Origin of the sequence: Xanthomonas sp. NCPPB 2866 (assembly GCF_041475745.2) — a bacterium.
In the GTDB taxonomy this organism is placed as follows: Bacteria; Pseudomonadota; Gammaproteobacteria; order Xanthomonadales; family Xanthomonadaceae; genus Xanthomonas; species Xanthomonas arboricola.
This window is the reverse complement of the sequence record NZ_CM192975.1, coordinates 1,180,101-1,206,858: the sequence shown is the minus strand read 5'-3', so window position 1 is coordinate 1,206,858 and position 26,758 is coordinate 1,180,101. Positions and strand designations below refer to the sequence as shown.

General features: G+C 66.5%; 23 protein-coding genes and 5 tRNA genes. 10 read left to right on the top strand and 18 right to left on the bottom strand.

The window, feature by feature from the left end; genetic code table 11:
* Positions 1-147 precede the first annotated feature (147 nt).
* A tRNA-Leu gene (locus ACCQ04_RS05235) sits at positions 148-232 on the bottom strand.
* Positions 233-498: 266 nt separating this feature from the next.
* Here ACCQ04_RS05235 and ACCQ04_RS05230 point away from each other — a divergent pair.
* Complete coding sequence (locus ACCQ04_RS05230) at positions 499-1,794, top strand: sensor histidine kinase (protein ID WP_226426742.1); 1,296 nt, start codon at positions 499-501, stop codon at positions 1,792-1,794.
* 126 nt (positions 1,795-1,920) lie between these two features.
* Here the strand turns inward: ACCQ04_RS05230 and ACCQ04_RS05225 are convergent, their stop codons facing one another.
* The 5 genes from ACCQ04_RS05225 to ACCQ04_RS05205 all read right to left on the bottom strand — a co-directional run bounded on the left by ACCQ04_RS05225 (position 1,921) and on the right by ACCQ04_RS05205 (position 3,044).
* Complete coding sequence (locus ACCQ04_RS05225) at positions 1,921-2,379, bottom strand: hypothetical protein (protein ID WP_255618439.1); 459 nt, start codon at positions 2,377-2,379, stop codon at positions 1,921-1,923.
* A 201-nt stretch (positions 2,380-2,580) separates the two neighbouring features.
* Positions 2,581-2,656 (bottom strand) — tRNA-Lys (locus ACCQ04_RS05220).
* A gap of 84 nt (positions 2,657-2,740) precedes the next feature.
* Positions 2,741-2,817 (bottom strand) — tRNA-His (locus tag ACCQ04_RS05215).
* Between the two features lie 31 nt (positions 2,818-2,848).
* Positions 2,849-2,925, bottom strand: a tRNA-Arg gene (locus ACCQ04_RS05210).
* 42 nt (positions 2,926-2,967) lie between these two features.
* Positions 2,968-3,044, bottom strand: a tRNA-Pro gene (locus ACCQ04_RS05205).
* A 152-nt stretch (positions 3,045-3,196) separates the two neighbouring features.
* On the opposite strand from ACCQ04_RS05205, the gene ACCQ04_RS05200 reads away from it, so the two are divergent.
* Entirely contained in the window at positions 3,197-3,958 is a 762-nt protein-coding gene (locus ACCQ04_RS05200) for a Bax inhibitor-1/YccA family protein (protein WP_039523860.1), read from the top strand.
* A 113-nt stretch (positions 3,959-4,071) separates the two neighbouring features.
* Here the strand turns inward: ACCQ04_RS05200 and ACCQ04_RS05195 are convergent, their stop codons facing one another.
* From ACCQ04_RS05195 to grxC, 3 genes are all read right to left on the bottom strand, one after another.
* A complete protein-coding gene (locus ACCQ04_RS05195; protein ID WP_005998180.1) occupies positions 4,072-5,079 on the bottom strand; it encodes an isocitrate dehydrogenase in 1,008 nt (335 codons plus the stop codon).
* Between the two features lie 359 nt (positions 5,080-5,438).
* Positions 5,439-5,834, bottom strand: coding sequence for a carboxymuconolactone decarboxylase family protein (locus tag ACCQ04_RS05190; protein WP_046345833.1), 396 nt, complete (start codon positions 5,832-5,834; stop codon positions 5,439-5,441).
* Complete coding sequence (gene grxC, locus ACCQ04_RS05185) at positions 5,831-6,139, bottom strand: glutaredoxin 3 (protein WP_016902239.1); 309 nt, start codon at positions 6,137-6,139, stop codon at positions 5,831-5,833. Before grxC ends, ACCQ04_RS05190 begins: the two co-directional genes overlap by 4 nt.
* A gap of 148 nt (positions 6,140-6,287) precedes the next feature.
* On the opposite strand from grxC, the gene ACCQ04_RS05180 reads away from it, so the two are divergent.
* The 8 genes from ACCQ04_RS05180 (at position 6,288) to lpxH (ending at position 16,817) form a co-directional block, all read left to right on the top strand.
* Entirely contained in the window at positions 6,288-7,934 is a 1,647-nt protein-coding gene (locus ACCQ04_RS05180) for a M48 family metalloprotease (RefSeq protein WP_492012030.1), read from the top strand.
* 173 nt (positions 7,935-8,107) lie between these two features.
* Entirely contained in the window at positions 8,108-8,797 is a 690-nt protein-coding gene (gene phoB, locus ACCQ04_RS05175) for a phosphate regulon transcriptional regulator PhoB (protein ID WP_002806631.1), read from the top strand.
* A gap of 77 nt (positions 8,798-8,874) precedes the next feature.
* A complete protein-coding gene (phoR, locus tag ACCQ04_RS05170) occupies positions 8,875-10,203 on the top strand; it encodes a phosphate regulon sensor histidine kinase PhoR (RefSeq protein ID WP_039523856.1) in 1,329 nt (442 codons plus the stop codon).
* Between the two features lie 122 nt (positions 10,204-10,325).
* Complete coding sequence (gene ppk1, locus ACCQ04_RS05165; protein WP_024938416.1) at positions 10,326-12,428, top strand: polyphosphate kinase 1; 2,103 nt, start codon at positions 10,326-10,328, stop codon at positions 12,426-12,428.
* A gap of 63 nt (positions 12,429-12,491) precedes the next feature.
* Positions 12,492-14,012: an exopolyphosphatase gene (ppx, locus tag ACCQ04_RS05160; protein WP_024938415.1), complete on the top strand. Its 1,521-nt coding sequence runs from the start codon at positions 12,492-12,494 to the stop codon at positions 14,010-14,012.
* 216 nt (positions 14,013-14,228) lie between these two features.
* Positions 14,229-15,365 carry a glycosyltransferase family 4 protein gene (locus tag ACCQ04_RS05155; protein WP_226426745.1) on the top strand — a complete coding sequence of 379 codons (1,137 nt, stop codon included), beginning with the start codon at positions 14,229-14,231 and terminating at the stop codon, positions 15,363-15,365.
* Positions 15,346-15,888 (top strand): phosphatase PAP2 family protein, encoded by a 543-nt coding sequence (locus tag ACCQ04_RS05150; protein ID WP_024938413.1) that lies wholly within the window; start codon positions 15,346-15,348, stop codon positions 15,886-15,888. Before ACCQ04_RS05155 ends, ACCQ04_RS05150 begins: the two co-directional genes overlap by 20 nt.
* 176 nt (positions 15,889-16,064) lie before the next feature.
* The gene (gene lpxH, locus ACCQ04_RS05145) at positions 16,065-16,817 is read left to right on the top strand and encodes a UDP-2,3-diacylglucosamine diphosphatase (RefSeq protein ID WP_226426746.1); all 753 of its coding nucleotides are present in this window, start codon (positions 16,065-16,067) and stop codon (positions 16,815-16,817) included.
* A 239-nt stretch (positions 16,818-17,056) separates the two neighbouring features.
* On the opposite strand, the gene ACCQ04_RS05140 is transcribed toward lpxH, so the two are convergent.
* From ACCQ04_RS05140 to ACCQ04_RS05100, 9 genes are all read right to left on the bottom strand, one after another.
* Complete coding sequence (locus ACCQ04_RS05140; RefSeq protein WP_167762984.1) at positions 17,057-17,476, bottom strand: hypothetical protein; 420 nt, start codon at positions 17,474-17,476, stop codon at positions 17,057-17,059.
* A 135-nt stretch (positions 17,477-17,611) separates the two neighbouring features.
* Positions 17,612-18,865 carry a zinc-dependent metalloprotease gene (locus tag ACCQ04_RS05135; protein WP_226426747.1) on the bottom strand — a complete coding sequence of 418 codons (1,254 nt, stop codon included), beginning with the start codon at positions 18,863-18,865 and terminating at the stop codon, positions 17,612-17,614.
* Positions 18,866-19,322: 457 nt separating this feature from the next.
* Complete coding sequence (locus tag ACCQ04_RS05130) at positions 19,323-20,126, bottom strand: ferritin-like domain-containing protein (protein WP_102252689.1); 804 nt, start codon at positions 20,124-20,126, stop codon at positions 19,323-19,325.
* A 265-nt stretch (positions 20,127-20,391) separates the two neighbouring features.
* On the bottom strand, positions 20,392-21,858 hold the full coding sequence (gene purF / locus ACCQ04_RS05125) for an amidophosphoribosyltransferase (protein WP_016902228.1): 1,467 nt from the start codon (positions 21,856-21,858) through the stop codon (positions 20,392-20,394).
* Positions 21,859-21,888: 30 nt separating this feature from the next.
* Positions 21,889-22,635 carry a CvpA family protein gene (locus tag ACCQ04_RS05120; RefSeq protein WP_016902227.1) on the bottom strand — a complete coding sequence of 249 codons (747 nt, stop codon included), beginning with the start codon at positions 22,633-22,635 and terminating at the stop codon, positions 21,889-21,891.
* Positions 22,636-22,859: 224 nt separating this feature from the next.
* Positions 22,860-23,933, bottom strand: coding sequence for an SPOR domain-containing protein (locus ACCQ04_RS05115; RefSeq protein ID WP_226426748.1), 1,074 nt, complete (start codon positions 23,931-23,933; stop codon positions 22,860-22,862).
* 59 nt (positions 23,934-23,992) lie between these two features.
* A complete protein-coding gene (gene folC / locus ACCQ04_RS05110; RefSeq protein ID WP_226426749.1) occupies positions 23,993-25,285 on the bottom strand; it encodes a bifunctional tetrahydrofolate synthase/dihydrofolate synthase in 1,293 nt (430 codons plus the stop codon).
* 150 nt (positions 25,286-25,435) lie between these two features.
* The gene (locus ACCQ04_RS05105) at positions 25,436-25,924 is read right to left on the bottom strand and encodes a hypothetical protein (RefSeq protein WP_221198894.1); all 489 of its coding nucleotides are present in this window, start codon (positions 25,922-25,924) and stop codon (positions 25,436-25,438) included.
* Between the two features lie 110 nt (positions 25,925-26,034).
* Positions 26,035-26,679 (bottom strand): histidine phosphatase family protein, encoded by a 645-nt coding sequence (locus tag ACCQ04_RS05100; protein WP_016902223.1) that lies wholly within the window; start codon positions 26,677-26,679, stop codon positions 26,035-26,037.
* Positions 26,680-26,758: the final 79 nt, after the last annotated feature.

Here is a 26,758-nt window from a genome sequence, read left to right as displayed (position 1 = left end):
TGACGGATGGCGAGAAAGCCGCCGAGCCTTGTAGTTTCGCCGATAACGGCGGCCGCTGCCAGCGGAATACGCGTCACTGCGCCGCGCAATGGAAAGCCCCCAGGCCTGCGGCGGGAAGCGGCCGGAACACGCACGGCCGCACTGCATTGGTGCGAAAGGGGGGACTCGAACCCCCACGCCTTGCGGCGTCAGAACCTAAATCTGGTGCGTCTACCAATTCCGCCACTTTCGCGATGCTGCCAGCCCGGCCATTGTTGCAGGGATGCCGGGAAAGAAAAAGCATCGCGAGGGCGATGCGGCTGGTAGAAACAGGAGCCGGCTTGCGTGCCTGCCGCCCGCACGGGCAGCACGATGCAAGGCGGCCCTGAATCCGACACACTAAAGGTAAATGCATTCATCATGCCACCCGGCCCAGCGGCGTACCTTCCGCCCCGCTAGCGCTGGGTAAAGCCTAGGTTCGCTAAAATTCCGTTAACACCAGTAGAGGCAGTCATCGCGATGAGAGATCGGTATCGGCAGATCGTGGCCCTGTCCCGCGACTGCATCAAGGAGATCGACCTCGATGGGCGGATTACGGCCATCAACGTCAATGGCCTGACCGAGCTTGGCGCCAGTCATCAGGATCAACTGATCGCGCGGAAGTGGCGCGACCTGTGGCCAGCGGAGGCAGCCGGGCTGGTGGATGCGGCCATCGCCGGCTCCCGTGCCGGTTCGATCCAGGAATTCGAGGCCGCCGGCGTGAACTTCGCCGGCGTGCGCCAGATCTGGCAGGTCGTCACCAGCCCGCTGTTCGATGCGCTTGGCAAGGTCGAAGCAATCCTGGCAGTGAGCAGGAACATTTCCGACCGCCGTGCGCTGGAGACCGCGTTTCGCACACTGGATTCGACCCTGGCCGCAGAGCGCGCGTTTTCCAGCGGCGTGCTGCGCCTGGCGCGCGCGCGCGAACATTCGCTGTCGAGCGAACTGCACAGCCTGCGCGACCTGCAAGAGCGCATCGAAGGCGATCTGGACATTGCGCGCGCCGCACAGAGCGCTGCCGAAAAGATTTCCGAGCAGGCGCAAAAGGGCGAAGCGGTAGGACAACTGCTGGCCGGCGTGGTGCACGATTTGAACAACGTGCTGCAGGCGGCAACCTCGGCCATCGAACTGGTGGTACAGCGCGCCAGGATCGATGCGCACGATGCCAAGCTGTTGAGCGTGGCCGACGCGGCGCTTCAACATGGCTCGGTCATGGCACAGCGCCTGGTCGGGTTTTCGCGGCAATATCCGTACAGCCCGGAATCGGTGGACCTGGCGGCCTTGACCGAACAGCTCGGCCCCCTGCTCGAACAGGTGATCGGCGCGGATCTGCAATTGCAGCTGCGCACCACCGAAGGTGGATGCTGCGCAATGGTCGATCGCCACACGGTGGAACGCGCCATCTTGAACCTGGTGATCAACTCCCGCGATGCCTGCCAGGGTGGCGGCGTCATTCGCGTGGAGACCGGCGACGCCGTGGTCGCTGAAGAACAGGCCAGCCTGGCCAGGCCGGCCGGGCGCTACGTCACCATCGCCGTGGCCGACAACGGGCATGGCATGGATGCGCACGTGCAGGCGCACCTGTTCGAAGCGTATTTCACCACCAAGGATGCCGACAAAGGCGCGGGCCTGGGACTGGCGCAGGTGTACAGCGCAGTCCGTCAGGCAGGTGGCTTTGTGGAAGTGACATCGGCGCCCGGCCAGGGCGCGCGCTTTACGCTGGCGTTCCCACGCATGCAGCAGAGCGCGGCGCCGGCGCCCGCCGCATCGCCGTAAGCGGCCACGGCTGCAGTTGCCCATCGCCGATCCGGCGTAGCGCATCGCTTCGGGGCGTCAGCGCCATCCAGGGCAGCAAAGAACCTCTTCCTGCGCGTGCCGATGGACGTTGCCTGGCGGCCCCCGTCACCTCGCGCGAGGCGACACTGCCAGGCGCGACCACATCAGCCAGACAAGCACGGCGCAGGCACCACCTGCCGCCAGACCACACTGCAGCAGCGTCAGCATGACCGTGCGGTCGGACATCATCGACCAGCCGCCGATGATCGCCAGCAGCAGCACGATCACCCCGGTCGAGAGCAGACCGCTCAACGCACCGATGCCAACGTGGACCAGCAGGTTGGGCCGGCGCCCACGGTACCGCCAGGCACAGATGCGCGCACACAGCCATCCCGCCGCGGCGCAGGCAATGACCGGCAACACCAGGCCGTAGGACCAGGCAACGATCAACAACGCGGTCAGCAGGTCGAACTGGGTCAACAGCACCAGGCCCAGCAGCCCGCCGAGCGGAGGACCGACGATCGCGAAGACGCCAACCTGGCCCAGAATCGAATGCCGCAATGCTCCGGACACAGGAGGCCTCATGTGCGCTCGCTCGACCGGGCAGCGACGACCGGTGGCGATTGCGCACCTGACACAAGCCAGACATCGTGCCCGGCCGAGATCGGCACTGCGCTGCTGCGGCCGCCGACCGAGACGACAGCGAAGCTGCAGCCGATTCCTTGCGTCATCTTTTCCTCAGCACAAAAAGAAAAGCACCTAGGCGGATGCCTAAGTGCTTTTGTTTGGTGGGCCGTCAAGGATTCGAACCTTGGACCTATTGATTAAGAGTCAACTGCTCTACCAACTGAGCTAACGGCCCTGAAACTGGTCGCACATTGTATGCGCGTTTTTGCGTCGTTGCAACACCCCGCGATGCATCGGGTCCAACTTTTCCTGCAATCAGTGGGGTGGCTGAGGGGACTCGAACCCCCGACATCTGGAATCACAATCCAGTACTCTAACCAGCTGAGCTACAGCCACCACTGAAACCTACTTCCTACCGCACCGCCGATGGCGCGCCCGACAGGACTCGAACCTGTAACCGCCGGCTTAGAAGGCCGGTGCTCTATCCGGTTGAGCTACGGGCGCCCGGACCGAACTTCGCATTCCCACGCCGTCAAGAGCTCGGAATGGTCGGGGTAGAGGGATTCGAACCCCCGACATCCTGCTCCCAAAGCAGGCGCGCTACCAGACTGCGCTATACCCCGGCGGGACCTTTCAATCCCGAAGGCTGGAAAGGTCGGCTATTTTGGGAATGATTGGCCTTGCTGTCAATCACTCTGTGTAAATCGGACGATCCGGTATCCTCGCGGCATCGCTCGCCAAGTCGGCAGGCATCTACATTTCATGGAGAACACGCATGCGTAGCGGCAATCCCGCCCTTCGGGAATCCACCTTCCTCGACCTCGGTTCCGGCTCGGTAGTCACCCGCGATGGTCAGGCGATGACGCTCAACGGCACCGTCAACAAGACCGGCCTGCTGTTGCTGATGGCAGTGGTCACCGCCGCCTTCGCCTGGTCGCAGTCGATCGGGGCCGATGGCGCTCCGTTGCCTGCCGCGCGGCTGTACATGATCGCCGGCGCGATCGGCGGGCTGGTGTTCGCGCTGGCGACCAGCTTCAAGCCGACCTGGGCCCCAGTCACTGCGCCGCTGTACGCGCTGGTGGAAGGCTTCTTCCTGGGCTCGATCTCGGCAGTCTACGAGGCGCGTTTCAACGGCATCGTGTTCCAGGCGGTCCTGCTGACCTTCGGCACCATGTTCGCGCTGCTGTTTGCCTATCGCAGCGGCATGATCAAGGCCACCGAGAACTTCAAGCTGGGCGTGGTGGCAGCCACCGGCGGCATTGCGCTGGTGTATCTGGCGACCATCGTGCTGGGCCTGTTCGGCGTGCGCATCCCCTTCATCCACGACTCGGGCCTGATCGGCATCGGCTTCAGCCTGTTCGTGGTGGTGGTGGCTGCACTGAACCTGGTGCTGGACTTCGACTTCATCGAAAGCGGTGTCGAACAGGGCGCTCCCAAGCACATGGAGTGGTATGGCGCGTTCGGCCTGATGGTGACGCTGGTGTGGCTGTACATCGAGTTCCTGCGCCTGCTGTCGAAGCTGCAGTCGCGGAATTGAGTGGGGAATCGAGCGTCGGGATTGGGGATTCGTAAGAGCGACTCCCCAAATCCCTGGACTCAACGCAAAAAAAAGGGCGCCTGGGCGCCCTTTTTTTGCTGTCGCCGTGTCGCTCAGAGGCGGCTGGCGATGGCCTTGGCGAAGCCCATGGTGTTGCCGGTGCCGCCCAGGTCGGGGGTCAGCGAATCCTTGGCTTCCAGGGTGGCCACGATCGCTTCGCGCAGGCGCTCGGCGTTCTGCGGCTGACCGATGTGGTCCAGCATCTGCGCGGCACCCAGCAGCAGCGCGCACGGGTTGGCCTTGCCCTGCCCTGCGATATCCGGCGCCGAGCCGTGCACGGCCTCGAAGATTGCCGCGTCCACACCGATGTTGGCGCCCGGGGCCAGGCCCAGGCCGCCGACCAGACCGGCGCACAGGTCGGAGATGATGTCGCCGAACAGGTTGGTGGTCACGATGATGTCGAACTGCTCAGGACGCATCACCAGCTGCATGCAGGTGTTGTCGACGATCATTTCCTGGAATTCGATTTCCGGGTACTGCGTGGCCACATCGCGTGCCACCTTCAGGAACAGGCCCGAGGTCGACTTGATGATGTTGGCCTTGTGCACCGCGGTGACCTTCTTGCGGCCGGTGGCGCGCGCCAGGTCGAAGGCGTAGCGCACGATGCGCTCGGAGCCCTTGCGGGTGACGCGGGCGCCGGAGAACGCGGTCTCGCCGTCCTCGGACACGGTCTGGCCTTCGCTCAGGTAGGCGCCTTCGGTGTTCTCACGCACCGTGATCAGGTCCACGCCATCGGCGAAACGCGACTTGGTGTTGGGGAACGACTTGGCCGGACGCACGTTGGCGTACAGGTCGAACTTGCGACGCATGGCGACGTTGATCGAGCTGAAGCCCTCGCCGACCGGGGTGGTCAGCGGGCTTTTCAGGGCCACCTTGTTCTTGGTGATCGAGGCCAGGGTGGACTCGGGCAGCAGATCGCCATGCTTTTCCAGCGCGACCAGGCCAGCGTCGGCGTACTCGTAGGTCAGGCCAGCCTGCAGCGCGTCGAGCACGAACAGCGTGGCATCCATGATCTCCGGGCCGATACCGTCGCCGCGGATGACCGTGATTGTCTGCGTCATAACGTTGGGTTTCCGAACTTGAAGGGGGGAGCGCCAGCCGCAATACCCGGCAGAGCGGCGCAAGGAGGTTTCACAGGCAATTATGCCCGATGCCGGTGAAGGCGCCCAAACCGACCTTGGTCTAAGAGCCCCGGATGCGCGCAGCAGCCATTCGGTGCAGCGAATGGCCGCAGAAACGGCCGCGTGTACCACCGCCTGCAGGCACAACTTCGGTGCAGCTGCCTGAAAGCACCTGCCGTCCCAGCCAGCGGCCGGTGCCCAAATCGGACCACCTCAACGCAAGGCCGCCAACAACAGGCGGCACGCGCCCTCGCCCGCCGTTACGAATCCCGAATCCCGAATCACCACTCCCGCCCCAATCACCCGTGCGCGTGCTGCTCCGGTGCCGGGGCGCCGCCGTCGAGCTGGTCGAGGAAGTCCACCGCGCGACGCAGATGCGGGATGACGATGGAGCCGCCGACCACCAGGCCGACCGAGAAGGTTTCGAAGAATTCCTCACGGGTCACGCCAGCCTCCTTGCACTGGGCGACGTGGTAGCTGATGCAGTCGTCGCAGCGCAGCACCATCGAGGCGACCAGGCCGAGCAGTTCCTTGGTCTTCACGTCCAGCGCGCCCGCCTGGTAGGTCTGGGTGTCCAGCGCGAAGAACCGGCGCACCACCTGGTTGGGCTCGGCCAGGATGCGCTGGTTCATGCGCTGGCGGAATTCGGTGAACTCGCGCAGCCGGTCGTCGCTGCCGCTGCCGGTCTCGCTCATGCCTGGCCGCCTGTGTTGCCGGCCAGCAAGGGCTCGAGCTTGCCGGCCCGGTGCATCGCCATCATGTCGTCGTAGCCGCCCACATGGACGTCGCCGACGAAGATCTGCGGCACGCTGGTGCGCTTGGCCAGCGCAACCATCTTGTTGCGCTCGGCCGGGTCCAGGTCGATGCGCACCTCGGTCCAGGTCCGGCCCTTGCTCTTGAGGAAGTTCTTGGCCGCCACGCAGTACGGGCAGATCGCGGAGGAATACAGGGTGATCTGCGGGCCGCTGGCCGCATCCTGCACGTTGGTGTCTTGGCTCACGGGAAACTCCGTGGTTGGTCTGAGGTCTGACAATGGTACCGGGCGACTGGAATTTCCATGTCGTCACCGCAACACTGTGGATTAACCGATGATTCACGCCATCGCGCCGTGCTGCCCGCATGCTCCGCGCACCACCTGGGAGTTCCACTTGCGCCTGCTACCGCTCGCCACCGCCCTCACGCTGGCCGTTGCCATCGGGGTGGCACCCGCGCAGGAAAACCGCCTGCCCGACATCGGCTCGTCTGCCGGCGAGCTGCTGACCCCGGCGCGCCAGGCCGAGTACGGCAAAATGATGCTGGCCGAGTTGCGCAATTACGACTACGTGCTGGACGACCCGCTGATCACCGACTGGCTGCAGACCATGGGCACCCGGCTCGGCGCCAACAGCGACCAGCCGCAGCAGCCGTTTACGTTTTTCATGCTGCGCGACCGCCAGATCAACGCCTTCGCCACGCTGGGCGGCTATATCGCGGTCAATGCCGGGCTGGTGTTGACCGCAGAGCGCGAGGACGAGGTGGCCGCGGTGCTGTCGCACGAAATCGCCCACGTCACCCAGCAGCATGTGCTGCGCGGGGTGGAACGGGCGCAGCGCGACCAGATCCCGATCCTGCTCGGCATGCTGGCGGCGGTGGTCGCCGCGCAACAGGCCGGCGGCAATTCCAAGGGCGATGCCACCATGGCCGGCATCACCAGTGCGATGGGGCTGATGCAGCAGCGCCAGATCGACTACACCCGCTCCAACGAATCCGAGGCCGACCGGCTGGGCATCCGCACGCTGGTGCGCAGCGGCTACGACGTGGATGCGATGGCCGGCTTCTTCGAGCGCATGTCGGTGGCGATGCGCGCCAACGAAGGCGGCTACAGCGCGCCGGACTTTCTGCAGACCCACCCGGTCACGGTCACCCGCATCAGCGAGGCCAAGGCGCGCGCCGAGCAGATGAAGAAGAACACCGTGGTGCTGACCACCTCGGTGCCGGGCGGCACGCGCCAGGAACGGGTGGACCCGGCCGACCCGTCGCTGTCCGAACCGCTGAGCCGCAACGGCAACGCACTGCTGCCGTATGCGCTGCGGCTGCCGGTGGATGCGCTGAGCCGCAGCGGCGACCAGCAGAACTTCGACTGGGCCAAGGAACGCCTGCGCGTGCTCAGCGCCACCACGCCGGATGCGGCCATCCGCGAATACGAGACCCTGCGCCGCAGTGCCAAGCACGGCCTGACCGATGCGCAGCGCTACGGGCTGGCGCTGGCACGCCTGCGCAACAGCGGCGGCCGGCCCGGCGAGCCGGTGGCCGAACTGACCAGCCTGCTGGAAACGCACCCGGACAACCTGTGGCTGACGCTGGGGCTGAGCGAGGCGCAGGCGCGGGTGGGCCAGCGCGAGGTGGCCAATGCGCGTTTCGACGCGCTGCTCAAGCAACTGCCGAACAACCGCGCGGTGGCGCTGACCTATGCCGGCGCGCTCAACGAGCAGGCCAGCAAGGAGTCCGGCCAGCGCGCGCGCCAGGTGCTGGAGCCGCTCCTGCATCGCAGCAGCGAAGATCCCCTGTTGCAACAGACCTACGCGCGCGCCTGCGAGCTGTCCGGCGACCATCTGCGCGCCAGCGAGGCCTATGCCGAAGCTGCGTACTTGAACGGACGCCCGGAACAGGCGCTGATCCAGCTGGAAGCGCTGAAGAAGAAAGATCTCGACTATGTGACACGGGCGCGGGTGGATGCACGCATCGCGGCGATCACGCCGACCGTGCTGGAGCTGCGCCGGCAAGGCATCCGCGACCCGGATCTGTCGACGCGCTAGCGCATGTGACGGTTGGCGCAGCGGTCATTCGGGCACGTGCCGACGGGTTCAGCACCGCGCCTACCAGCGGTACAGGCCGCTTCGGCCGCGGCGGCTGTCGTCAGGCATGTCACATTAGAGTCACAAAACCGTAGTCTACTGGCGATCAACCAAAGCCAGACGGTAAGCCCCGCGTGCAAAAACGCATTCTGATCGTCGACGACGAACCCGCGATCCGCGACATGGTGGCGTTCGCGCTGCGCAAAGGCGAGTTCGAACCCATCCATGCCGGCGATGCCCGCGAGGCGCAGACCGCCATCGCCGACCGCGTACCGGACCTGATCCTGCTGGACTGGATGTTGCCAGGCACCAGCGGGCTGGATCTGGCGCGGCGCTGGCGCAAGGAACAGCTGACCCGCGAGATTCCGATCATCATGCTGACCGCGCGCGGCGAAGAGAACGACCGCGTCGGTGGCCTGGAAGCCGGGGTCGACGATTACGTGGTCAAGCCGTTCTCGGCGCGCGAGCTGCTGGCGCGCATCCGTGCGGTGATGCGCCGCACCCGCGAGGACGACGAGGACGGCAGCGTGGCGGTGGGCCGGCTGCGCATCGACGGCGCCGCGCACCGGGTGTTTGCCGGCGACGCACCGGTGCCGATCGGCCCGACAGAATACCGCCTGCTGCACTTTTTCATGACACATCCCGAGCGCGTGTATACCCGCACCCAGCTGCTGGATCATGTCTGGGGCGGCAGCGTGTATGTGGAAGAACGCACCATCGACGTGCACATCCGCCGCCTGCGCAAGACGCTGGAACCGTTCGGCCTGGAAAACATGGTGCAGACCGTGCGTGGCTCGGGCTACCGTTTCTCTTCGGCAACCTAGTGCTTGCCGCACAGCCGGTCGGCCCTGACGCTGGGCTGGCTCGCACGCCCACCTGACGCTCCGTGGTAACGCCTTCCATGCCTCAACATATCCGTTCCGCCTGGCTCAAGACGCTCGGCACTCTCGCGCTGTTGTTGGGCGCTGCCGTGCTGGTCGGCGTGCTGATCGAGCATGTGTGGATGGCGTTGACGCTGACCGCGCTGGGGGTGCTGGCCTGGCATTACTGGCGGCTGCGTCAGGTGCTGCAGCGCCTGACCGCGCGCCAGCGTGCCGAGCCCGCCGCCGGGATCGGCGCCTGGAACGAGCTGGATCGCCTGCTCTATCGCAGCCAGGCCGAAATGCGCGCGCGCAAGCGTCGCCTGATCGAGATGCTGCGCACCTACCGCGCCGCCGCGCAGGCGCTGCCGGATGCGGTGGTGGTGGTGGATCGCAACAGCCAGCGCGTGCAGTGGTTCAACCGGGCCGCGGGCGGACTGCTGGGGCTGCATCATCCGGGCGACATGGGCGTGTCGGTGGTGGAGCGGTTGCAGCCGTTGCCGCTGGCGCACTGGCTGGCGGCCGGCCGCAATGCCGAACCCATGCTCGACGCCGCCTCGCCGGTGGACCCGGACCTGCGCCTGAACCTGCGCCTGATCCCCTATTCCGACGATTACTGGCTGCTGGTGGCACGCGATGTCAGCAAGCTGCTGCGGCTGGAGCAGGTGCGCCGCGACTTCGTGGCCAACGTCTCGCACGAGTTGCGTACGCCATTGACGGTGGTGCACGGCTATCTGGACATGCTCGACCCGGAAGACTTTCCCGATTCGGGCCCGATGCTGGCCGAGATGCGCAAGCAGTCGCAGCGCATGGCGCAACTGGTCGAAGACCTGCTGACGCTGTCGCGGCTGGAATCGCAGGAAGAACTCGGCGAGGAACACGTGGCGATGGCGCCGATGCTGTCGACGCTGCGGCGCGAGGCCGAAGCGCACAGCCAGGGTCGCCACACCGTGGAGGTGTTCGACGAGGCCGGCGTGGACCTGCTCGGCTCCAACAAGGAATTGCATAGCGCCTTCTCCAACCTGGTCACCAATGCGGTGCGCTACACGCCCGGCGGCGGCACGGTGACGATCCGCTTCGTGCGCGAAGGCGATGGCGCGGCCCTGGCGGTGCGCGACACCGGCTACGGCATTCCCGCCTCGCATCTGCCGCGCATCACCGAGCGCTTCTATCGCGTCTCCAGCAGCCGCTCGCGCGAGAGTGGCGGCACCGGGCTGGGACTGTCGATCGTCAAGCACATCCTGGGACTGCACCAGGCGCGTCTGGAAATCGAAAGCGAAGTCGGACGCGGGAGCGAATTCTCATGCCATTTTGTCGCTGCGCGCGTCGTGCAGCGCGATCAGTCCCTGCCACTGTCACGTTCGGCGTGATATGTAAGAGGTGCGCGCCGCACCGCGGTGCGATGCACGCGCGCACGACGCGCTACATCGCCTGCGCTGCCTCTGGCGCGCTGCCACGCCGCACACCATCTCCGTCTTGATGACCGATTCCAATGGGCCACGCCAAAGAACTGCACGACGTCACACCTTCCGAGGACATCGCCACCGATCCGTTGCGCGATCCGGCGCTGTACATCAACCGGGAACTGTCGCAGCTGGACTTCAATTTCCGGGTGCTGGCACAGGCGTTGGACGAGCAGGTGCCATTGCTGGAACGGCTGCGGTTCCTGTGCATTTCCTGCACCAACCTGGATGAATTCTTCGAGATCCGCGCCGCCACCGTGCGGCATGCGCAGGAGTTCGGCCTGCCGCCGGCGCCGGATGGCCTGAGCCCGACCGCCATCCTCAACGCGGTGCACGACCGCGCCGCCAAGCTGGTCGAACAGCAGTACCACGCGTGGAATGAAGTGCTGCGCCCGGCGATGGAAGATGCCGGCGTGGCCGTGCTCAGCCGCACGGCCTGGACCTCGCGTCAGAAGCGCTGGCTGCGGGCGTACTTCCGCAACGAGATCATGCCGGTGCTGTCGCCGCTGGGGCTGGACCCGGCGCATCCGTTTCCGAAGATCCTCAACAAGACCTTGAACATCGTGGTGGTGCTGGAGGGCCAGGACGCATTCGGGCGCGCCGGTCATCTGGCCATCGTGCGTGCGCCGCGCTCGTTGCCGCGCATCATCCAGCTGCCGGCGAGCCTGTCGCCGGAGGGCGCGCAGAGCTTCGTGTTCCTGTCCTCGGTGCTGTCCGAGTTCGTCGACGAGCTGTTCCCCGGCATGCAGGTCAAGGGCTCGTATCAGTTCCGCGTCACCCGCAACTCCGAACTGGTGGTGGACGAGGAAGAGGTCGAGAACCTGGCGCTGGCCTTGCGCGACGAGCTGGTCACCCGCGGCTATCGCCCGGCGGTGCGCCTGGAGATCGCGCACGACTGCCCGGCGCCGATCATGCGCACCCTGCTGCAGAACTTCGGCCTGAACGAAAACGCGGTGTACCGCATCGTCGGGCCGGTCAACCTGAGCCGCGTCACCCAGGTCTACGATCTGGTGCAGCGCCCCGAACTGAAGTATCCGTTGTTCAATCCGCGCACCCTGCGCGACAACGACGGCATCTTCGAGATCGTCAGCAAGGGCGATGTGCTGCTGCATCACCCCTTCGATGCGTTCACCGCGGTGCTGGACGTGATCCGCCAGGCCGCGGTCGACCCGAACGTGCTGGCGATCAAGCAGACGCTGTACCGCACCGGCAAGGACTCGCTGATCGTCGATGCGCTGATCCTGGCCGCGCGCAACGGCAAGGACGTCACCGTGGTGGTGGAGCTGCGCGCGCGTTTCGACGAAGAGGCCAACCTGGGCCTGGCCGACAAGCTGCAGGAAGCCGGCGTGCAGGTGGTGTACGGCGTGGTCGGCTTCAAGACGCACGCCAAGATGCTGCTGATCGTGCGCCGCGAGGGACGCAAGCTCAAACGCTATGTGCATCTGGGCACCGGCAATTACCACAGCGGCACCGCGCGCCTGTACACCGACATCAGCCTGATCACTGCGGATGTGGAAATCGGCAACGATGTGCACATGCTGTTCCAGCAGTTGTCCGGGCTGGCCCCGCGCATGAAGCTGGAGCAGTTGCTGCAGTCGCCCTTCACCCTGCACGCCGGCGTGTTGAAGCGGATCGAGCGCGAAACGCGGCTGGCCCGCAACGGCCGCCCGGGCCGCATCATCGCCAAGATGAATGCCCTCAACGAGCCGCAGGTCGTGCGTGCGCTGTATACCGCCTCGCAAGCCGGTGTGCAGATCGACCTGATCGTGCGCGGCGCCTGCACGCTGCGCCCGGGCGTTCCCGGCGTGTCCGACAATATCCGCGTGCGCTCTATCGTGGGGCGTTTTCTGGAACATAGCCGCGTGTACTGGTTCGGCAACGATGGCGCGGCAGAGTTGTATTGCGCCAGCGCCGATTGGCTGGAGCGCAACCTGCTGCGGCGCGTGGAGACCTGCTTCCCGATCCTGGACCCGGATCTGGCCAAGCGCGTCTACCGCGAAGTGCTGCAGAACTACCTGGACGACAACGTCAACGCCTGGGAGCTGGATGCCGACGGCGTCTATCACAAACGCCTACCAGGCCCTGGCGAGCCGGCCCATTCGGCGCAGATGACCTTGCTCGAGCGGATCTGAAAGCGGCGCGGGCGTGGCCCCTCACGGGGCCAACGGCCCATCGGCTACCATGCGCCCATGCCAATGCCCTCCCCCACGATCCCGCCCCTGCGCGATGGCGATTTCCTCGCCGCCATCGACTTAGGATCCAACAGCTTCCACATGGTCATTGCGCGCTACCTGATGGGTCAGCTGCGCGTGGTCGATCGTCTGCGCGAAACCGTGCGCATGGCCGACGGCCTGGATGGCAAGGGTGGCCTCTCCAACGAAGCGCGCCAGCGCGCGCTCGAATGCCTGGCGCGCTTCGGCCAGCGCATCCGGGAAGTGCCGTCGTTGCGCGTGCGCGCGCTGGCCACCAACACGGTGCGTCAGCTGCGCTCGCCGCAGGCGTTCCTGATGCCGGCCGAAACCGCGCTCGGGCATGCGATCGAAGTGGTCAGCGGACGCGAGGAAGCGCGCCTGATCTATCTCGGCGTTGCGCATGCGCAACCGCCCAAGCCCGATCAACGCCGGCTGGTGATCGACATCGGCGGCGGCTCGACCGAGTTCATCATCGGCCGCGGATTCCAGACCCTGGAACGCGAGTCCCTGCAGGCCGGCTGCATCGCCAGCACGCGCCGCTTCTTTCCCGGCGGCAAGCTGTCGAAGAAGAAATGGAAGGATGCGCTGACCGAGATCGGCACCGAATTCCAGCAGTTCGCCAATCAGTACAAGGCGCTGGGCTGGCACGAGGCGATCGGCTCGTCCGGCACGCACAAGGCCATCGGCGAGATCTGTGCGGCGATGAAGCTCACCAAGGGCGCAATCACCGCCGAGGCGCTGCCGGCGCTGCGCGATGAACTGCTCAAGGCCAAGCGCATCGAGGACATCCAGTTGCCTGGCCTGGCCGCCGAACGCCGGCCAATCATCGCCGGCGGCATCCTGGTGCTGGAAGCGGCGTTCCAGGCCCTGGGGCTGGAGAAGCTGATGGTCAGCAAGGCGGCGATGCGCGAAGGCATCCTCTACGACATGCTCGGCCGCGGCGGCGAGAACGACCCGCGCGACAGCTCGGTGGCCTCGCTGGTGCAACGCTACGGCATCGACGAAGTGCAGGCGCAGCGCGTGGAAGCCACGGCCTGCCGGCTGTTCGACCAGGTCTGCGAATCCTGGCAGCTGGATGGCGACGACGCGCAGGTGTTGCGCCGTGCTGCGCGCCTGCACGAGCTGGGCCTGATCATCGCGCACAGCCAGTATCACGTGCACGGCAGCTACATCCTGGAGCACTCGGACATCGCCGGTTTCTCGCGCCAGGAGCAGCAGGTGCTGGCATCACTGGTGCGCACGCACCGGCGCAACGTGCCCAAGACCGCGTTCGATGCGCTGCCGGACCGCCTGCTGCTGCCGACCCGGCGCAAGGCCGCGCTGCTACGGCTGGCGGTGCTGCTGCACCGCGCACATGAATCGGACCCGATTCCGACCCTGGAACTCACCGCCGATGACACCCGCCTGTCGTTGATCCTGTCGCAAAGCTGGATCGACTCGCGCCCGCTGCTGCGCGCCGACCTGATCGGCGAAGTCGAGAGCATGGCCGGGCTGGGGATCGCGTTCAAACCGTTTGTGACCTGAGGCCTGCGGCCTCAGGCGGGATTTGGGATTCGGGATTCGGGATTCGTTGACCGCGGCACGTGATGCATTGCGTACTCGCCCAGATGCGCGAAGACCGCTTCTGCGAATCTCCAATCCCGAATTCCTAATCCCGTCGCACTTGTCACCGCCGCGACTTATCCGCGCAACATCCATGCCATCGCCCTCCCGGAAGCTAGCGAAAACCGGAGAACGGGCATGCGCTACGCGATCGTTACCGAAACCTATCCCCCCGAAGTCAACGGTGTTGCGCTGACCGTGCACGGGCTGGAAACCGGCCTGTGCGCACGCGGACACCAGGTGGACGTGGTGCGTCCACGGCAGAACGGCGATACCGATGCGGCCACCGCCCTGCTGGTGCGCGGCGCGGCGCTGCCGCGCTACCCGGGACTGAAATTCGGATTGCCGGCAACCCAACGCCTCGTTCGTCATTGGCAAATCACGCAACCGGATGCGGTCTATGTGGCCACGGAAGGCCCGTTGGGCTGGTCGGCGATGCGTGCCGCACGCCGGCTCGGCATTCCGGTCGCCACCGGCTTCCATACCCGGTTTGACGAGTACCTGCCCGACTACGGTGCCGCCTGGCTGCAGGGCACTGCGCTGCGCTGGATGCGCCGCTTCCACAATCAGGCCGAGGCGACCCTGGTACCCACGCGCGAGCTGCAGCAGTTCCTGCGCGACGGCGGCTTCCAGCGCGTGCAGTTGCTGGCACGCGCGGTGGACAGCCAGCAGTTCGATCCGGCCCGGCGCGATCCGGCCTTGCGTGCCGAATGGGGCATCGAGGGCGAAGGCTTCGCCGCGATCTATGTCGGACGCATCGCCAACGAAAAGAATCTGCCGCTGGCGATTCGCGCCTTCCGCAAGCTGCAGCAGATCCGCCCGAAGGCGCGCTTCGTCTGGGTGGGCGATGGCCCGGCACGCGAAAAAATCGCGCACGAGAATCCGGACTTCATCTTCTGCGGCATCCAGCGCGGCGAGGCGCTTGCGCGCCACTTCGCCAGCGGCGATCTGTTCCTGTTCCCCAGCCGCAGCGAGACCTTCGGCAACGTGACCCTGGAGGCGATGGCCAGTGGTGTGGCCACCGTGGCCTTCGACTACGGCGCCGCACGCGAGTATCTGCGCAGCGGCCACAGCGGTGCGGCAGTGGAGAACGACGAGGCGTTCATCCAGGCGGCCGTCGCACTCACCAACGACGATGCGCTGCGCCAGCGCCAGGGTGCGGCGGCCGCACAGGCGATGAAGAAACTGCATCCGGACAACGTGGTCTCCGACTTCGAGGCCTTGCTGATGGGCATCACTGCGGCACGGGGGCGTTATGTCGGCAACGCGGCTTGAACTTCTGCGCGGTCACGAAGCGCGCTGGTGCCGGCGCGCCAACCACTGGTGCCGTCGCCACCCGGTGCGGCGCGCATTCGCCACCATCAGCCGGCTCGGCGATGGGGTGTTCTGGTACAGCCTGATGGGCTTGCTGGTGCTGCTCGACGGCATGGACGGCGTGCGTGCATCCGCGCACATGGCCGCCACCGGCGTGCTCGCGCTGACCTTGTACAAATCACTCAAGCGCTGGACGCGTCGGCCACGCCCGTATGCGGCCGATGTGCGCATCCGCGCCTGGGTGGCGCCGCTGGACGAGTTCAGTTTTCCGTCCGGCCACACCTTGCACGCGGTGTCCTTCAGCATCGTGGCACTGGCCTACTACCCGTGGCTGGCGCCCCTGCTGGTGCCGTTCTCGGCCGGCGTGGCGCTGTCGCGCGTGGTGCTGGGCCTGCACTATCCCAGCGATGTCCTCGCTGCCACCGCGATCGGCGTGCTGCTGGCCAGCCTGTCGCTGTGGGGATTGCCGGTGTTGCTCGGCTGAGGATTGAGCGCTGTCATCGCGACATCTGCCCTACAAGGCCAGCGATCCTCTCTTGCCGCAGCCAGCCGTTCACCCGGCACTCGCTCGGCGATGCAACGCTCCACCGATTCCCGATTCCCGATTCCCGATTCCCCATTCCCGATTCCCGTGCCGCGCTCCCGCCGTACAATGGCGCGATGACGACCCTGTTCATTTCCGACCTGCATCTGGATCCGGCCCGGCCGGCGATCACCGAGCTGTTTCTGGACTTCCTGCGCACGCAGGTGCCCGGTAGCGACGCGCTCTACATCCTTGGCGATCTGTTCGAAGCCTGGATCGGCGATGACACGCCATCGACCGCTGCCGATGCGGTGGCCGTGGCGCTGCATGCGGTGGCCGATAGCGGAGTGCCGGTGTTCTTCATGCCGGGCAACCGCGACTTCCTGGTTGGCGAGGCGTATGCGCAACGCGCGGGCTTCCGCATCCTGCCCGACCCCAGTGTGGTCGATTTGTACGGACACCCGACCTTGCTGATGCATGGCGATTTGCTGTGCACCGACGACACCGCCTACCAGGCGTTCCGTGCGCAGACGCGCGATCCGGTCTTTCAGGCGCAGTTCCTGGCGCAGCCGCTCGCCGCGCGGGTGGCCTTCGCGCAGCAGGCGCGCGCTGCCAGCCAGGCGCGTCATGCAGAACTCAAGCAGGGCGACCAATCGCGCTTCGAGACCGTCACCGATGTCACCCCGGCCGAGGTGGAGGCTACCTTCGTGCGGTATGGCCTGGACCGCCTGATCCATGGTCACACCCATCGCCCTGCAATCCACACCCTGCAGGCCGGTGGCCAGACCTGCACGCGCATCGTGCTGGGCGACTGGTACGAACAAGGCTCGATATTGCATGTGGATGCCGACGGCGTGTCGCTGGAGCAGCTGACGCTTCAACGTGGCTGACAGCAAGTAGCGAGCGGCCAGCTCGACGCAGGCCGCTCGCCCGGAACCCTTTTGCAAGCGACATACCGCGATGGGCACATGGAGGCGAGCGCCGTGGTTTCGAACTCAGGCCTGCGCACGCTCGGTGTGCTGCTCATCCGTACTGGAATGCAGATAGATGCGTCGACGCGCTGTCGGCACGCCTGATCGCGCCAGCCTGCTGATACGCAACCGCACGGTCCCTGCAGTCTCCAGAAGCCTCACTGCATGCTGCGCGCATGTTCGGCGTAGTCGACAAAGTCGGCGTTGACTATGTCGTACCAGAGCACCGTACCATCGGCCTGCACGCGGAAACGATCGCGCACCGGGTTGGTCTGCGGATCGCCGGGGCACTCGTTGCCATGCCGCTCGCGCACTGCGAAGTCGAACGCATCCGCTGAGGGCTCAGCGTCGTCTTCGTCGACGATGCTGATGCAGTTGTCCGGATAGAAATGGTCGTTCTGCAGGCGGGTTTCCAGCACATCCAGCGCGCGGGCGCGGGCATCGTTGGCGGTCGTGGCTGCCGGCGCGGACACCGCCGGTTTGGGTGGCGCAGGGGCCGGGTCGGCAGGTTGCTGTTTGCAGCCGGCAACTGCCAGCGCGACCAGGCACAGCGCCGCATAACGCAGGGACTTGGACATGGGTGCTCCGCTCCGCAGGACACGCCGGCAGCTGCCGGCAGTGCCTCTAGTCTGCGCGATCGCTGCGCCTGCGTGTAGCGGCAAAGGCCCGGCACCTGCGTGCCGGGCCCGACGACGGAACGATCGGCTTTGTCCTCAGCGGAAGCCGGCGATGGTGGCCTTGGTGTTGACCAGCACGCGCTGGTTGTCGGCGGTGCTGGCGTTGCCCATGGGCACGCCGTTGTAGCTGATGTTGGGGTTGGACCAGTAGTTCAGGCGCGGGCAGCTGCTGCTGCAGTCGTAGGCCATGATGGTGCGCCAGCTGTTGCCGTAGCGATAACCGTGCCCATAGGCATATGGCGAGGTGCTGGGGTCGTTGGTGGCGTCGTGACGGGCGCTCTGCAGATGGCCAATTTCATGCGCGAAGCTGTAATAGCCGGTGGCGCAGTCCCAGTACACCGAAGCAAACGCAGTCGCTGCGGTGGAGCCGATGCCCGATGCCAGGCCGCAGTAGCTGCTGTTGTTCAATACGATCACGCCCACATCGGCGGTGTAGGTGTTGCGGCTGGTGTGGATGCTGTCCATGTAACCGTCGTTGGTTACGCGGAAGCGCTGCAGGTCGGTAGTGAAATTGCCGGTTTCGCTGTAGCTGGTGGTCTCGTAACGCGCCAGCTGCAAGGTGATGCCGACATTGCTATTGATGTAGCCCTGGTTGGCCTCGGCCACTGCCAGTTGCACCAGCGACTGCATGTTGCCGCCGTAGGCGGTCACCGCCTGATTGGTGGCCACTACTAGCACGCGGATGGTCGCCGGGCTGCCCGACGATGCGGCGGCCGCGGTGACGCGCCCGTCGCTGGGCATGTCGATCTTCGGCAGCAGGCTGTATTCGGCAGGGTGTTCCTGCGGCAGGCGGCTTTCTTCCACCTGCACCAGCACGTGGCGGCCATCGGCGAGCGGCCGCAGCCGATACAGCTTGCCGGCGTAGCGGATGGTGCCGGTGACGGTATCGCCGCTGCGTACCAGGATGGCCGAGTTCAGCGGATCCACACCCGACAGCGTGCGGGCACGGGTGCCGGCGCGCGGGCCGAGATTGCCGTACCACACGCTATCGCCGCCTTCCAGCGCATCGACCTTGGCCTGGGTGGCGGTGACGGTCTGGCCATCCAGCTGCAGTTCCAGCAGTTTTTCCGAGGCGGTGACGGCACCGGCGTCAAGCTGGACCACCTGCGCGTTGGCGGTGGACGGTGCGCTGAGCAGGCGCTGCAACGAGGGTTCGGCAGTGGCAGTAGCGCTTGCGCTGCGGCTCAACGCAGGGCCGGATTGATACAGCGGCGTGCCGGCAGCGGCAGCCGAACCGGCCAGACACATGGCGATCAGACCCACCGTGGTGCACATCGACTTCGACTTCATCGTCTCTCTCTCCTTAGACATGGAAGTAACAGATGTGAAACACCGGGCCCCTGTCCCCGGGACGCCATTAAGGCGCGTCGGTCCGTGCCGATTGCAAGTTGTTACAAAAGAAAATTACGGTTTTGTGATGTCTGCCGTTGAATGGATGCGATTCCGGCAGCTGTGCGGGAGGACCCAGCGCACAGTCCGGTGATCGAACGCGCGTTGCCGCGCAGATGGCGTGTTGCGCTTGGCGGTAGCTAGGCGCGGGGCACGATGTCATGACGAAGGGATGCGATGCGCATCGCCCCAGTGCGCTGCGATCGTTCTGCCGCGCAATGCGCTCGGTACTTCATGAGCGAGGCTGCAAACGCGCATCACCCAGCGTGGAACCGGTGCGAGCCAATTCAATCTGCTCCGCAAATGGCGATCAACAGATCGCGCACTGCAGCCCGCCCACACATTCACCACCAGCGGCTCAGCCGGCCTGCTCCACCAGATCGGCCAGTTCGTCCTCATCGAAGCCGGCAAGCAGCCGCGCCTGCAGATTGAACGGGCCATGCAGGTAACCGCCGGCGTACTCGTGCAGCAGCGCCTTGAAGCGCGCGCGCGGCTCGATGCCGGCCTGCGCGCAATACCAGCGGTACCAGCGCGAGCCGGCCGCCACATGCGCCACTTCTTCGCGCAGGATGGTGTCCAGCACCTCGGCAGTGGCGGTATCGCCGAGCGAGCGCAGCTTGACGATCATCGCCGGTGTCACATCCAGCCCGCGCGCTTCCAGCACGCGCGGCACCAGCGCCATGCGTGCCAGGCCGTCATGTGCGGTTTTCTCGCACATTTCCCACAGGCCGTTGTGCGCGGCGAAGTCGCCGTAGTCGTGGTCGTGGTCGTGCAATCGCGCGCGCAGCAGCATGAAGTGGCGCGATTCGTCGTCGGCCACGCCAACCCAGTCGGCATAGAACGCCGCCGGCAACCCACGGAAGCGATACACCGCATCCCAGGCCAGGTCGATGGCGTTGAGCTCGATATGCGCGATGGCGTGGATAAAGGCGGCGCGGCCTTCCGGGTTGCCCAGCCCGCGCCGCGGCACCTCGCGCGGATGCACCAGCACCGGCCTTGCAGGTCGGCCAGGCATGCGGATCGGCTCCGGAGGCGCCGCCTGCGGCGGTGGCAACGGCAACGCACCGGCGCGGAACGCGGCCGCATGTCGCTGCGTCAACGCGACCTTCTCCAGCGGATCGGCCGCTTGCAGGCAGGCATGTGCGGCTTGCAGAAGATCCATCGTGTCCATCACTCCGTCGTTGCGGTAGCCGCCAGATCGACAACTGGCGCTTCGATCTGCAGCGGCGATCGAGATCCCTACGCAGCCGTCGCAGGTGCGATCTGCGTACAACCAGCGGCTGGCGCCACTATCGAACCAGCGCAGCGCACCCGCCTGTCGATCGGCAGCAATCAAATCGCGCGATCGCCACGCAGGTACTCCTGCGTGGCACTGCGGCTCTAGGCCACGTCTGGGTAGCGCCGAGCTGCAGCGCTACCGCACTGCCTCACGCGCGGCGACGCTTCTTGGCATCGTCCGAGCGCAATTGCTGGATGCGTTCGAAATAGCCCGGTTCGATGCCGGTGATGTACTCGCCGTTGAAGCACGAGGAATCGAACTGCTGGATGTCCGGGTTGCCTTCGCGCACGGCCACTTCCAGGTCTTCCAGATCCTGGTAGATCAGCCAGTCGCAGCCCAAAAATTCCTGGATTTCCAGCTCGCTGCGGCCATGCGCGATGAGTTCTTCGGCCGCCGGCATGTCGATGCCGTAGATATTGGGGTAACGCACCGGCGGCGCGGCCGAGGCCAGATACACCTTGCGCGCACCGGCATCGCGCGCCATCTGCACGATCTGCCGGCTGGTGGTGCCGCGCACGATCGAATCGTCGACCAGCAGCACCACGCGGTTGCGGAACTCCAGGTGGATCGGATTGAGCTTGCGCCGCACCGATTTCTGCCGCTCGCCCTGCCCCGGCATGATGAAGGTCCGGCCCACGTAGCGATTCTTGACGAAGCCCTCGCGGTACTTCACCCCGAGCACGTTGGACATCTCCAGCGCCACATCGCGCGAGGTGTCCGGGATCGGGATGATGGTGTCGATATCGTGGTCCGGGCGCAGCCGCAGGATCTTCTCGCCCAGCTTCAGGCCCATGCGCATGCGCGCCTTGTGCACCGAGATGTTGTCGATCATCGAGTCGGGACGCGCGAAGTACACGTACTCGAAGATGCACGGCGCGTTGACGGTTGGCGCAGCGCAGACTTCCGAAAACAGCTCGCCGCGCGCGGTGATCACCATCGCCTCGCCGGGGCGCACGTCGCGCACGCGCTGGTAGCCGAGGATGTCCAGCGCGGCCGATTCGGAGGAAACGATGTATTCGGTGCCTTCGGCATGCTCGCGCTTGCCCAGCACCAGCGGACGGATGCCATGCGGGTCGCGGAAGGCCACCAGGCCCAGGCCCAGCACCACGCTGACCACCGCATAGCCGCCCTTGCAACGGCGATGCACGCCGGCCACCGCGCGGATCGCCGCTTCCGGGGTCAGCATGCGCTGCGCGTCCAGCTCGTAGGCGAACACGTTCAGCAGCACTTCGCTGTCCGAATCGGTGTTGATGTTGCGGCGGTCGGCTTCGAACACCTGCTGGCGCAAGGCCTCGGTGTTGATCAGGTTGCCGTTGTGCGCCAGCGCGATACCGTAGGGCGAGTTGACGTAGAACGGCTGCGCCTCGTCCATGCCTTCCGAGCCTGCGGTCGGGTAGCGGCAATGCGCGATGCCGACCCGGCCTTCCAGCACTGCCATCTTCTTTTCGTCGAAGACGTCGCGTACCAGCCCGTTGGCCTTTTGCACACGCAGGCGCGTGCCGTCTGCGGTGGCGATGCCTGCGGCGTCCTGCCCACGATGCTGCAGGACGGTCAGGCCGTCATAGAGCTGCCCGGCGACGTTCTGGTTGCCGACAATACCGACGATGCCACACATGGTGCGCGTTCTCCGCTACGGCTTGCGCCGTTACTGTGAAGGGGGCCGTGCCTGGCCTTGGGACTCGACCCGAGCCGGGTCGCTTTCTCCGCCGCGAACCTGCGCCGGATCGATATTGGCCGGCATCGCCTGCGCCGGATCGCGTCCGTCGCTGGCAGCTTTGCCGGGTTGCCCGAGCGCACGCGTGATGGTGTCGCTCAGACCGGACCCGGACAGCGCCTTGCCCAGGTCCGTATTATCGCCTGCCGAGGGCAACTTCCCCAACTCCGTTGGCAAGTTGCCGAGTTCCATTGATGGCATGTCCATGGATGGCATCCGCCAGGCCGGCAGTTGCGCCCGCATCCAGCTCGCGCCCGGCGACAGCATCGGCATCAGCATCGACTGGCGCCAGGACGGCTCGCGCGGCAGCGGCGTGAAGCTCATCAGCAGCACCAGCACGCTGGCCAGAAAACCGCCGCGCACCAGACCCAGGCCGAACCCGAGCATGCGGTCCATCCCGCCCAGGCGCACCGCATCCACCCCGGCACGGATCACCATGCCGATCACCGCCACGGTGATCAGCACGCCGACGAACACCATCGCGTAGCCGCCAAACGATTCGGTGGCCGACGGATGCTTGCCGTCGGCGATCCAGCGTGCAGCCGGGCCGCCGAACTGGAATGTCGCCCAGCCGGCCAGCAACCACGACAGCGTGCCGACCACGATGGCGACAAACCCGCGCAGCAGGCCCAACAGGGCCGACACCAGGATGATGACGCCCAGCACCATGTCGATCATTGCCCACTTCTCCGCGCGGCGCGTGCGCCGCTGGTCCAACCTGGCTCGGTGTTCATTGCGCTCCCCTCCATGGGTGTGAGGCGATCAGGAAATCCGCTCGCCGCTGGCGATACCACGCAAGCGGCGATCGGGCGGGCTGCGGACGAGCCGCACTGCGCGTAGCGAACCAACCGTCATGCCGATCTCCGGCATGTACCGCGCCCGCCGGTTGGCGGCGCAGTCGTTTACGGATGCGGACGCACCATGCCGGAAATGCCGACCTTGGCCGCCACCTGCGCACGCAACTGTTCGGCATCGCCACGGTTGGCCACCGGGCCGACCCGCACGCGGTTGAGCGCGCCCTTGTCGGTCCGCACCTGTTCGACGAAGGCACTGAAACCGGCGGCGCGCACGCGGTCGCGCAAGGCGTCGGCGTCTTCGGCGCGCCCGAAGGCGCCCAGCTGCACCGCAAAGCCGACCGAACTGGCCGCAGGGGCTGCCGGCGCGGCGGGCGCCGCGACGACCGGCTTGGTCGGCTCGGGCTTGGCCGGCTCCGTTTTCGCCACCTCCGGCTTGGCCGGAGCGGGCTTGGGCGCTTCGGCCGGCTTGGGCGCGGCGGCCACCGGCTTGGCCGGCTCTGGCGGCAGGCTTTCGGTCTTGGTCGGTGCGGCGGTGCTGGCGGCGGCCACGCTGCTGCTGGGTTTTGCGGCCGGGGCCGGTGCCGGCGTCGGTGTGCTGGCTGCAGGCGCTGGCGCGGCGGCGTTGGCATCCAGCGTCACCACCTGGGCGTTGACGTCGCTGCGCACCTTTACCGCCTGCAGGCGCGCCGATTCGGCCTGCGCCTGGTCGACATACGGCCCCACGCGCACGCGCCAGGCCGGGCGGCCGTTGATCTGGGTCTTTTCGCTGAAGCCGGGCAGCTGCGCCTGCTTGAGCCGCGCCAGCACCGCGTCGGCGTCGGCGCTGGTGGCGTAGGCGCCGAAGTTGACCGCGTAGTTGCCGGCCGCCACCTCAGGCGCCGACGGCGCGCTGGACGGGTTGGCCAGATCGGCCGCGTCCGGGTTGTCCTGCACCGCAGCCGGCGCCGAGGCGGCGCCGCGCATGCCCAGCGCGCCACCGGCAGGCGCATCGCCCGGGGTGACCAGCGGCAATTCGCGGGTTTCGAACTGGCCATTGGCCGGTGCGGCAGGCGCCTCCAGCGGCACATCGGCCACGCCGCTCGACGGCGCAGGGCCCTTGACCAGCATCGGCAGGAAGATCACGGCAAGCGCCACCAGAACGATGGCGCCAATCAGTCGCTGTTTCAGAGCAGTATCCACGTAGAGAGACGAGAGGCGGCGTGGCGGGGTGCCGCGGCGATTATAAGGCCGCAGCCGGGCTACCGACCCGAGTGGACTGAACGAAGTGCGCTTAGGGCGTCGGCAACGGTATGAAACGAGCCGAACACCAGCACCCGATCGCCCGGTGAGGCCTGCGCCAGCACCGCGCGCAGTGCGCCCGCCACATCGCCATGGCAGGCCGCCTGCGCTGCGGCACTGCCCTGCAGACGGGCCTGCAAGGCCTGCGCCGACTGCCCCCGCGCACCGTCCAGCCCGGCCAGGGCCCAATGGTCGACCTGCGCGGCCACCGCCTCCACCACGCCCAGCACATCCTTGTCCGCCAATGCGGCGTAGATCGCATGGGTGCTGCCGGTGTGCGCCTGCGCGCCCAGCGCATTGGCCAGTGCGCGCGCGGCCTGCGGGTTGTGGCCGACATCCAGCAGCACCTGCACGCCATCGATGTCGCTGCGCTGCAGGCGCCCGGCCACCCGTGCATTGGCAATGCCCTGCGCCCAGGCGGCATCGGGCAGTTCCACCGGCAAGGCCTGCAACGCGGCGATCGCCGCGGCCGCGTTGGCCAGTTGCACCGGCGCCTGCAAGGCCGGCATCGGCAGCTCCAGGGTCACCGCGACATCGCGCCAGCGCCACTGCGGCGCGTCGGAGTGCTGCGCCTCGATCGGCTCGAAGAAATAGTCGCTGCCGGCGCGGATCGCATTGGCGCCCAACTGGTAGGCCCGCCGCAACACGCTCGACGGCGGGTCGATTTCGCCCAGCACCACCGGCTTCCAGGCGCGGATGATGCCGGCCTTCTCGGTGCCGATCGTCTCGCGGTCTTCGCCCAGCCAATCGGTGTGATCGATATCCACGGTGGTAATCACCGCCACATCCGAATCAATGATGTTGACCGCGTCCAGGCGCCCGCCCAGGCCGATTTCCAGCACCGCCAGGTCCAGCCCGGAGCGCTGCAGCAGCCACAGCGCCGCCAGCGTGCCGTATTCGAAATACGTCAGCGCGGTCTGGCCACGCGCCGCTTCGACGGCGGCAAAGGCGTCCACCAGTTGCGCGTCGCCGGCCTCGTTGCCGTCGATGCGCACGCGCTCGTTGTAGCGCAGCAGATGCGGCGAGGTGTAGGTGCCCACCTTCCAGCCGGCGGCCTGCGCGATCGCCTCGATAAAGGCCACGGTGGAGCCTTTGCCATTGGTGCCGCCTACGACAATGACATGCCTGGCTGGCGCTTCAATCTGCAACCGCGCAGCGACCTCGCGCACGCGCTCCAGGCCCATGGCGATGTTCTGCGGATGCTGCTGCTCGATGTAGGCGAGCCAGTCGGAGAGGGAGTCGGTTGCGTTCACGGTCAGGGCTGCGCGAGAAGAACCGCATTATCGCCGTTTGCCGGCGCGCAGCGCATATCACCAGGCACGCCGGCAGATCGCGCACCGTCGCATGGGCCGACAGGGTGCGCGCGCCTCAGCCAGCAACTGGAGGAGCGCTGTCGCCCGCAGTCAGGGGACATCGGAAATGGACGCAATGCGCATGCCCAACACGGAGCGTTGACCGCGCAACAGCACCGAGACGCGCTGCTCGGGATGACGCCGATATTGCGCTTCGTCGATGCACAGATGGCCCGGAAAACGATGCGCGAGCGGCCCGCCACTCAACCGGTATTTGCACGCTCGCGCGCCGGGCATGGCGGCGGTCTGCATGACATGCGTCTCTTCGAAATCGACACCGGCAATGCGGGTGTAGACCCAGGGCCCACCTCTGGCCAGCACCAGCCAGCACAGCAATCCCAAGAGCGGCGGCGCCAGGCAGAGCGCCAGCACGGTGTTGAACAGCTGCTTGCCAACGACCGCCTTCCACCCGCCGATGCGATAGGCCGGCGCGACGATCGATACCGTCAGACCGCTTCCCAGCAGCAACATCGGCGCTATCCAGGCCCGACCGGACAGGAAAGGCGCAGGAATGAAGTCGGAGAACGCTCCCAGCGCCAACAGGCCGGACACGCTGCCAAAAACAGCGTAGCGAAGCGCCCTGGGCCACCTGGCAATTGTGCCGATATCACAGGCCACGATCTCATCCAGCGTCCGTGCCGGGCGTTGTCTTACAGCGCCCGATGCTTGGCTTCACCAAAAAACGGCGTGTGGTGCGCGCAGTCGTTGAGCCGCACCACTTCCAGGTGATCCACGTCCTCGCCTTCGAGCAGGTTGAGCGTGGTCGGTGCCTGGCGGAAGGTCCACAGCCGGGACAGCGGCAGGCCCAGGATCTTGCACAGGATCACGCGGTTGACCGCATCGTGCGCGACCACCAGCAAGGTATCGGCCGCGCCCAGGCCTTCGGCCGCGCGCGCCAGGCCGCGCCAGCTGCGGTCCAGCACCTGCCGCAGGGACTCGCCGCCGGGCATCAGCACGGTATCGGGCTCGTCGCGCCAGGCGCGCAGACGTGCCGGATCCTTGTCGTTGATCTCGCTGGCCAGTAGGCCTTCCCATTCGCCGTGGGCGATTTCCTGCAGGTCTGCATCGGTCTGCAGCAGGCTTTCGCGGTTGCTGCCCAGCGCCAGCCTGGCGGTGGCCTGCGCACGCGACAGCGGCGATGCCACCGCGCGGGTGATCTCCAACGATTGCAGACGCGCGCCGAGGGCGGCGGCCTGGCCTTCGCCGACCGGCGACAGCGGAATATCGATCTGGCCCTGGTAACGGCCTTCGGCGTTCCACGGCGTCTCGCCGTGACGGGCAAGCAGGATGCGCATGCGCGAGAGATTCCTTGGGGAAGGGGCCGGCTCGCCGCAGCGAAACGGGAGCGCATGATAACCCCTCCCGCTGCGGTGC

Excerpts from the sequence above, each read along its gene's own strand:
- ACCQ04_RS05200 (WP_039523860.1), top strand. The coding sequence starts at position 3,197 with ATGCGTAGCGGCAATCCCGCCCTTCGGGAATCCACCTTCCTCGACCTC.
- purF (WP_016902228.1), bottom strand. The coding sequence starts at position 21,858 with ATGTGTGGCATCGTCGGTATTGTCGGCAACCAGAACGTCGCCGGGCAG.
- ACCQ04_RS05155 (WP_226426745.1), top strand. The coding sequence starts at position 14,229 with ATGCGCTACGCGATCGTTACCGAAACCTATCCCCCCGAAGTCAACGGT.
- ACCQ04_RS05150 (WP_024938413.1), top strand. The coding sequence starts at position 15,346 with ATGTCGGCAACGCGGCTTGAACTTCTGCGCGGTCACGAAGCGCGCTGG.
- ACCQ04_RS05100 (WP_016902223.1), bottom strand. The coding sequence starts at position 26,679 with ATGCGCATCCTGCTTGCCCGTCACGGCGAGACGCCGTGGAACGCCGAA.
- ppx (WP_024938415.1), top strand. The coding sequence starts at position 12,492 with ATGCCCTCCCCCACGATCCCGCCCCTGCGCGATGGCGATTTCCTCGCC.
- phoR (WP_039523856.1), top strand. The coding sequence starts at position 8,875 with ATGCCTCAACATATCCGTTCCGCCTGGCTCAAGACGCTCGGCACTCTC.
- ACCQ04_RS05130 (WP_102252689.1), bottom strand. The coding sequence starts at position 20,126 with ATGGATCTTCTGCAAGCCGCACATGCCTGCCTGCAAGCGGCCGATCCG.
- ACCQ04_RS05225 (WP_255618439.1), bottom strand. The coding sequence starts at position 2,379 with ATGAGGCCTCCTGTGTCCGGAGCATTGCGGCATTCGATTCTGGGCCAG.
- lpxH (WP_226426746.1), top strand. The coding sequence starts at position 16,065 with ATGACGACCCTGTTCATTTCCGACCTGCATCTGGATCCGGCCCGGCCG.
- ACCQ04_RS05120 (WP_016902227.1), bottom strand. The coding sequence starts at position 22,635 with ATGATCGACATGGTGCTGGGCGTCATCATCCTGGTGTCGGCCCTGTTG.
- ACCQ04_RS05140 (WP_167762984.1), bottom strand. The coding sequence starts at position 17,476 with ATGTCCAAGTCCCTGCGTTATGCGGCGCTGTGCCTGGTCGCGCTGGCA.
- ppk1 (WP_024938416.1), top strand. The coding sequence starts at position 10,326 with ATGGGCCACGCCAAAGAACTGCACGACGTCACACCTTCCGAGGACATC.
- ACCQ04_RS05195 (WP_005998180.1), bottom strand. The coding sequence starts at position 5,079 with ATGACGCAGACAATCACGGTCATCCGCGGCGACGGTATCGGCCCGGAG.
- ACCQ04_RS05230 (WP_226426742.1), top strand. The coding sequence starts at position 499 with ATGAGAGATCGGTATCGGCAGATCGTGGCCCTGTCCCGCGACTGCATC.
- ACCQ04_RS05135 (WP_226426747.1), bottom strand. The coding sequence starts at position 18,865 with ATGAAGTCGAAGTCGATGTGCACCACGGTGGGTCTGATCGCCATGTGT.
- ACCQ04_RS05190 (WP_046345833.1), bottom strand. The coding sequence starts at position 5,834 with ATGAGCGAGACCGGCAGCGGCAGCGACGACCGGCTGCGCGAGTTCACC.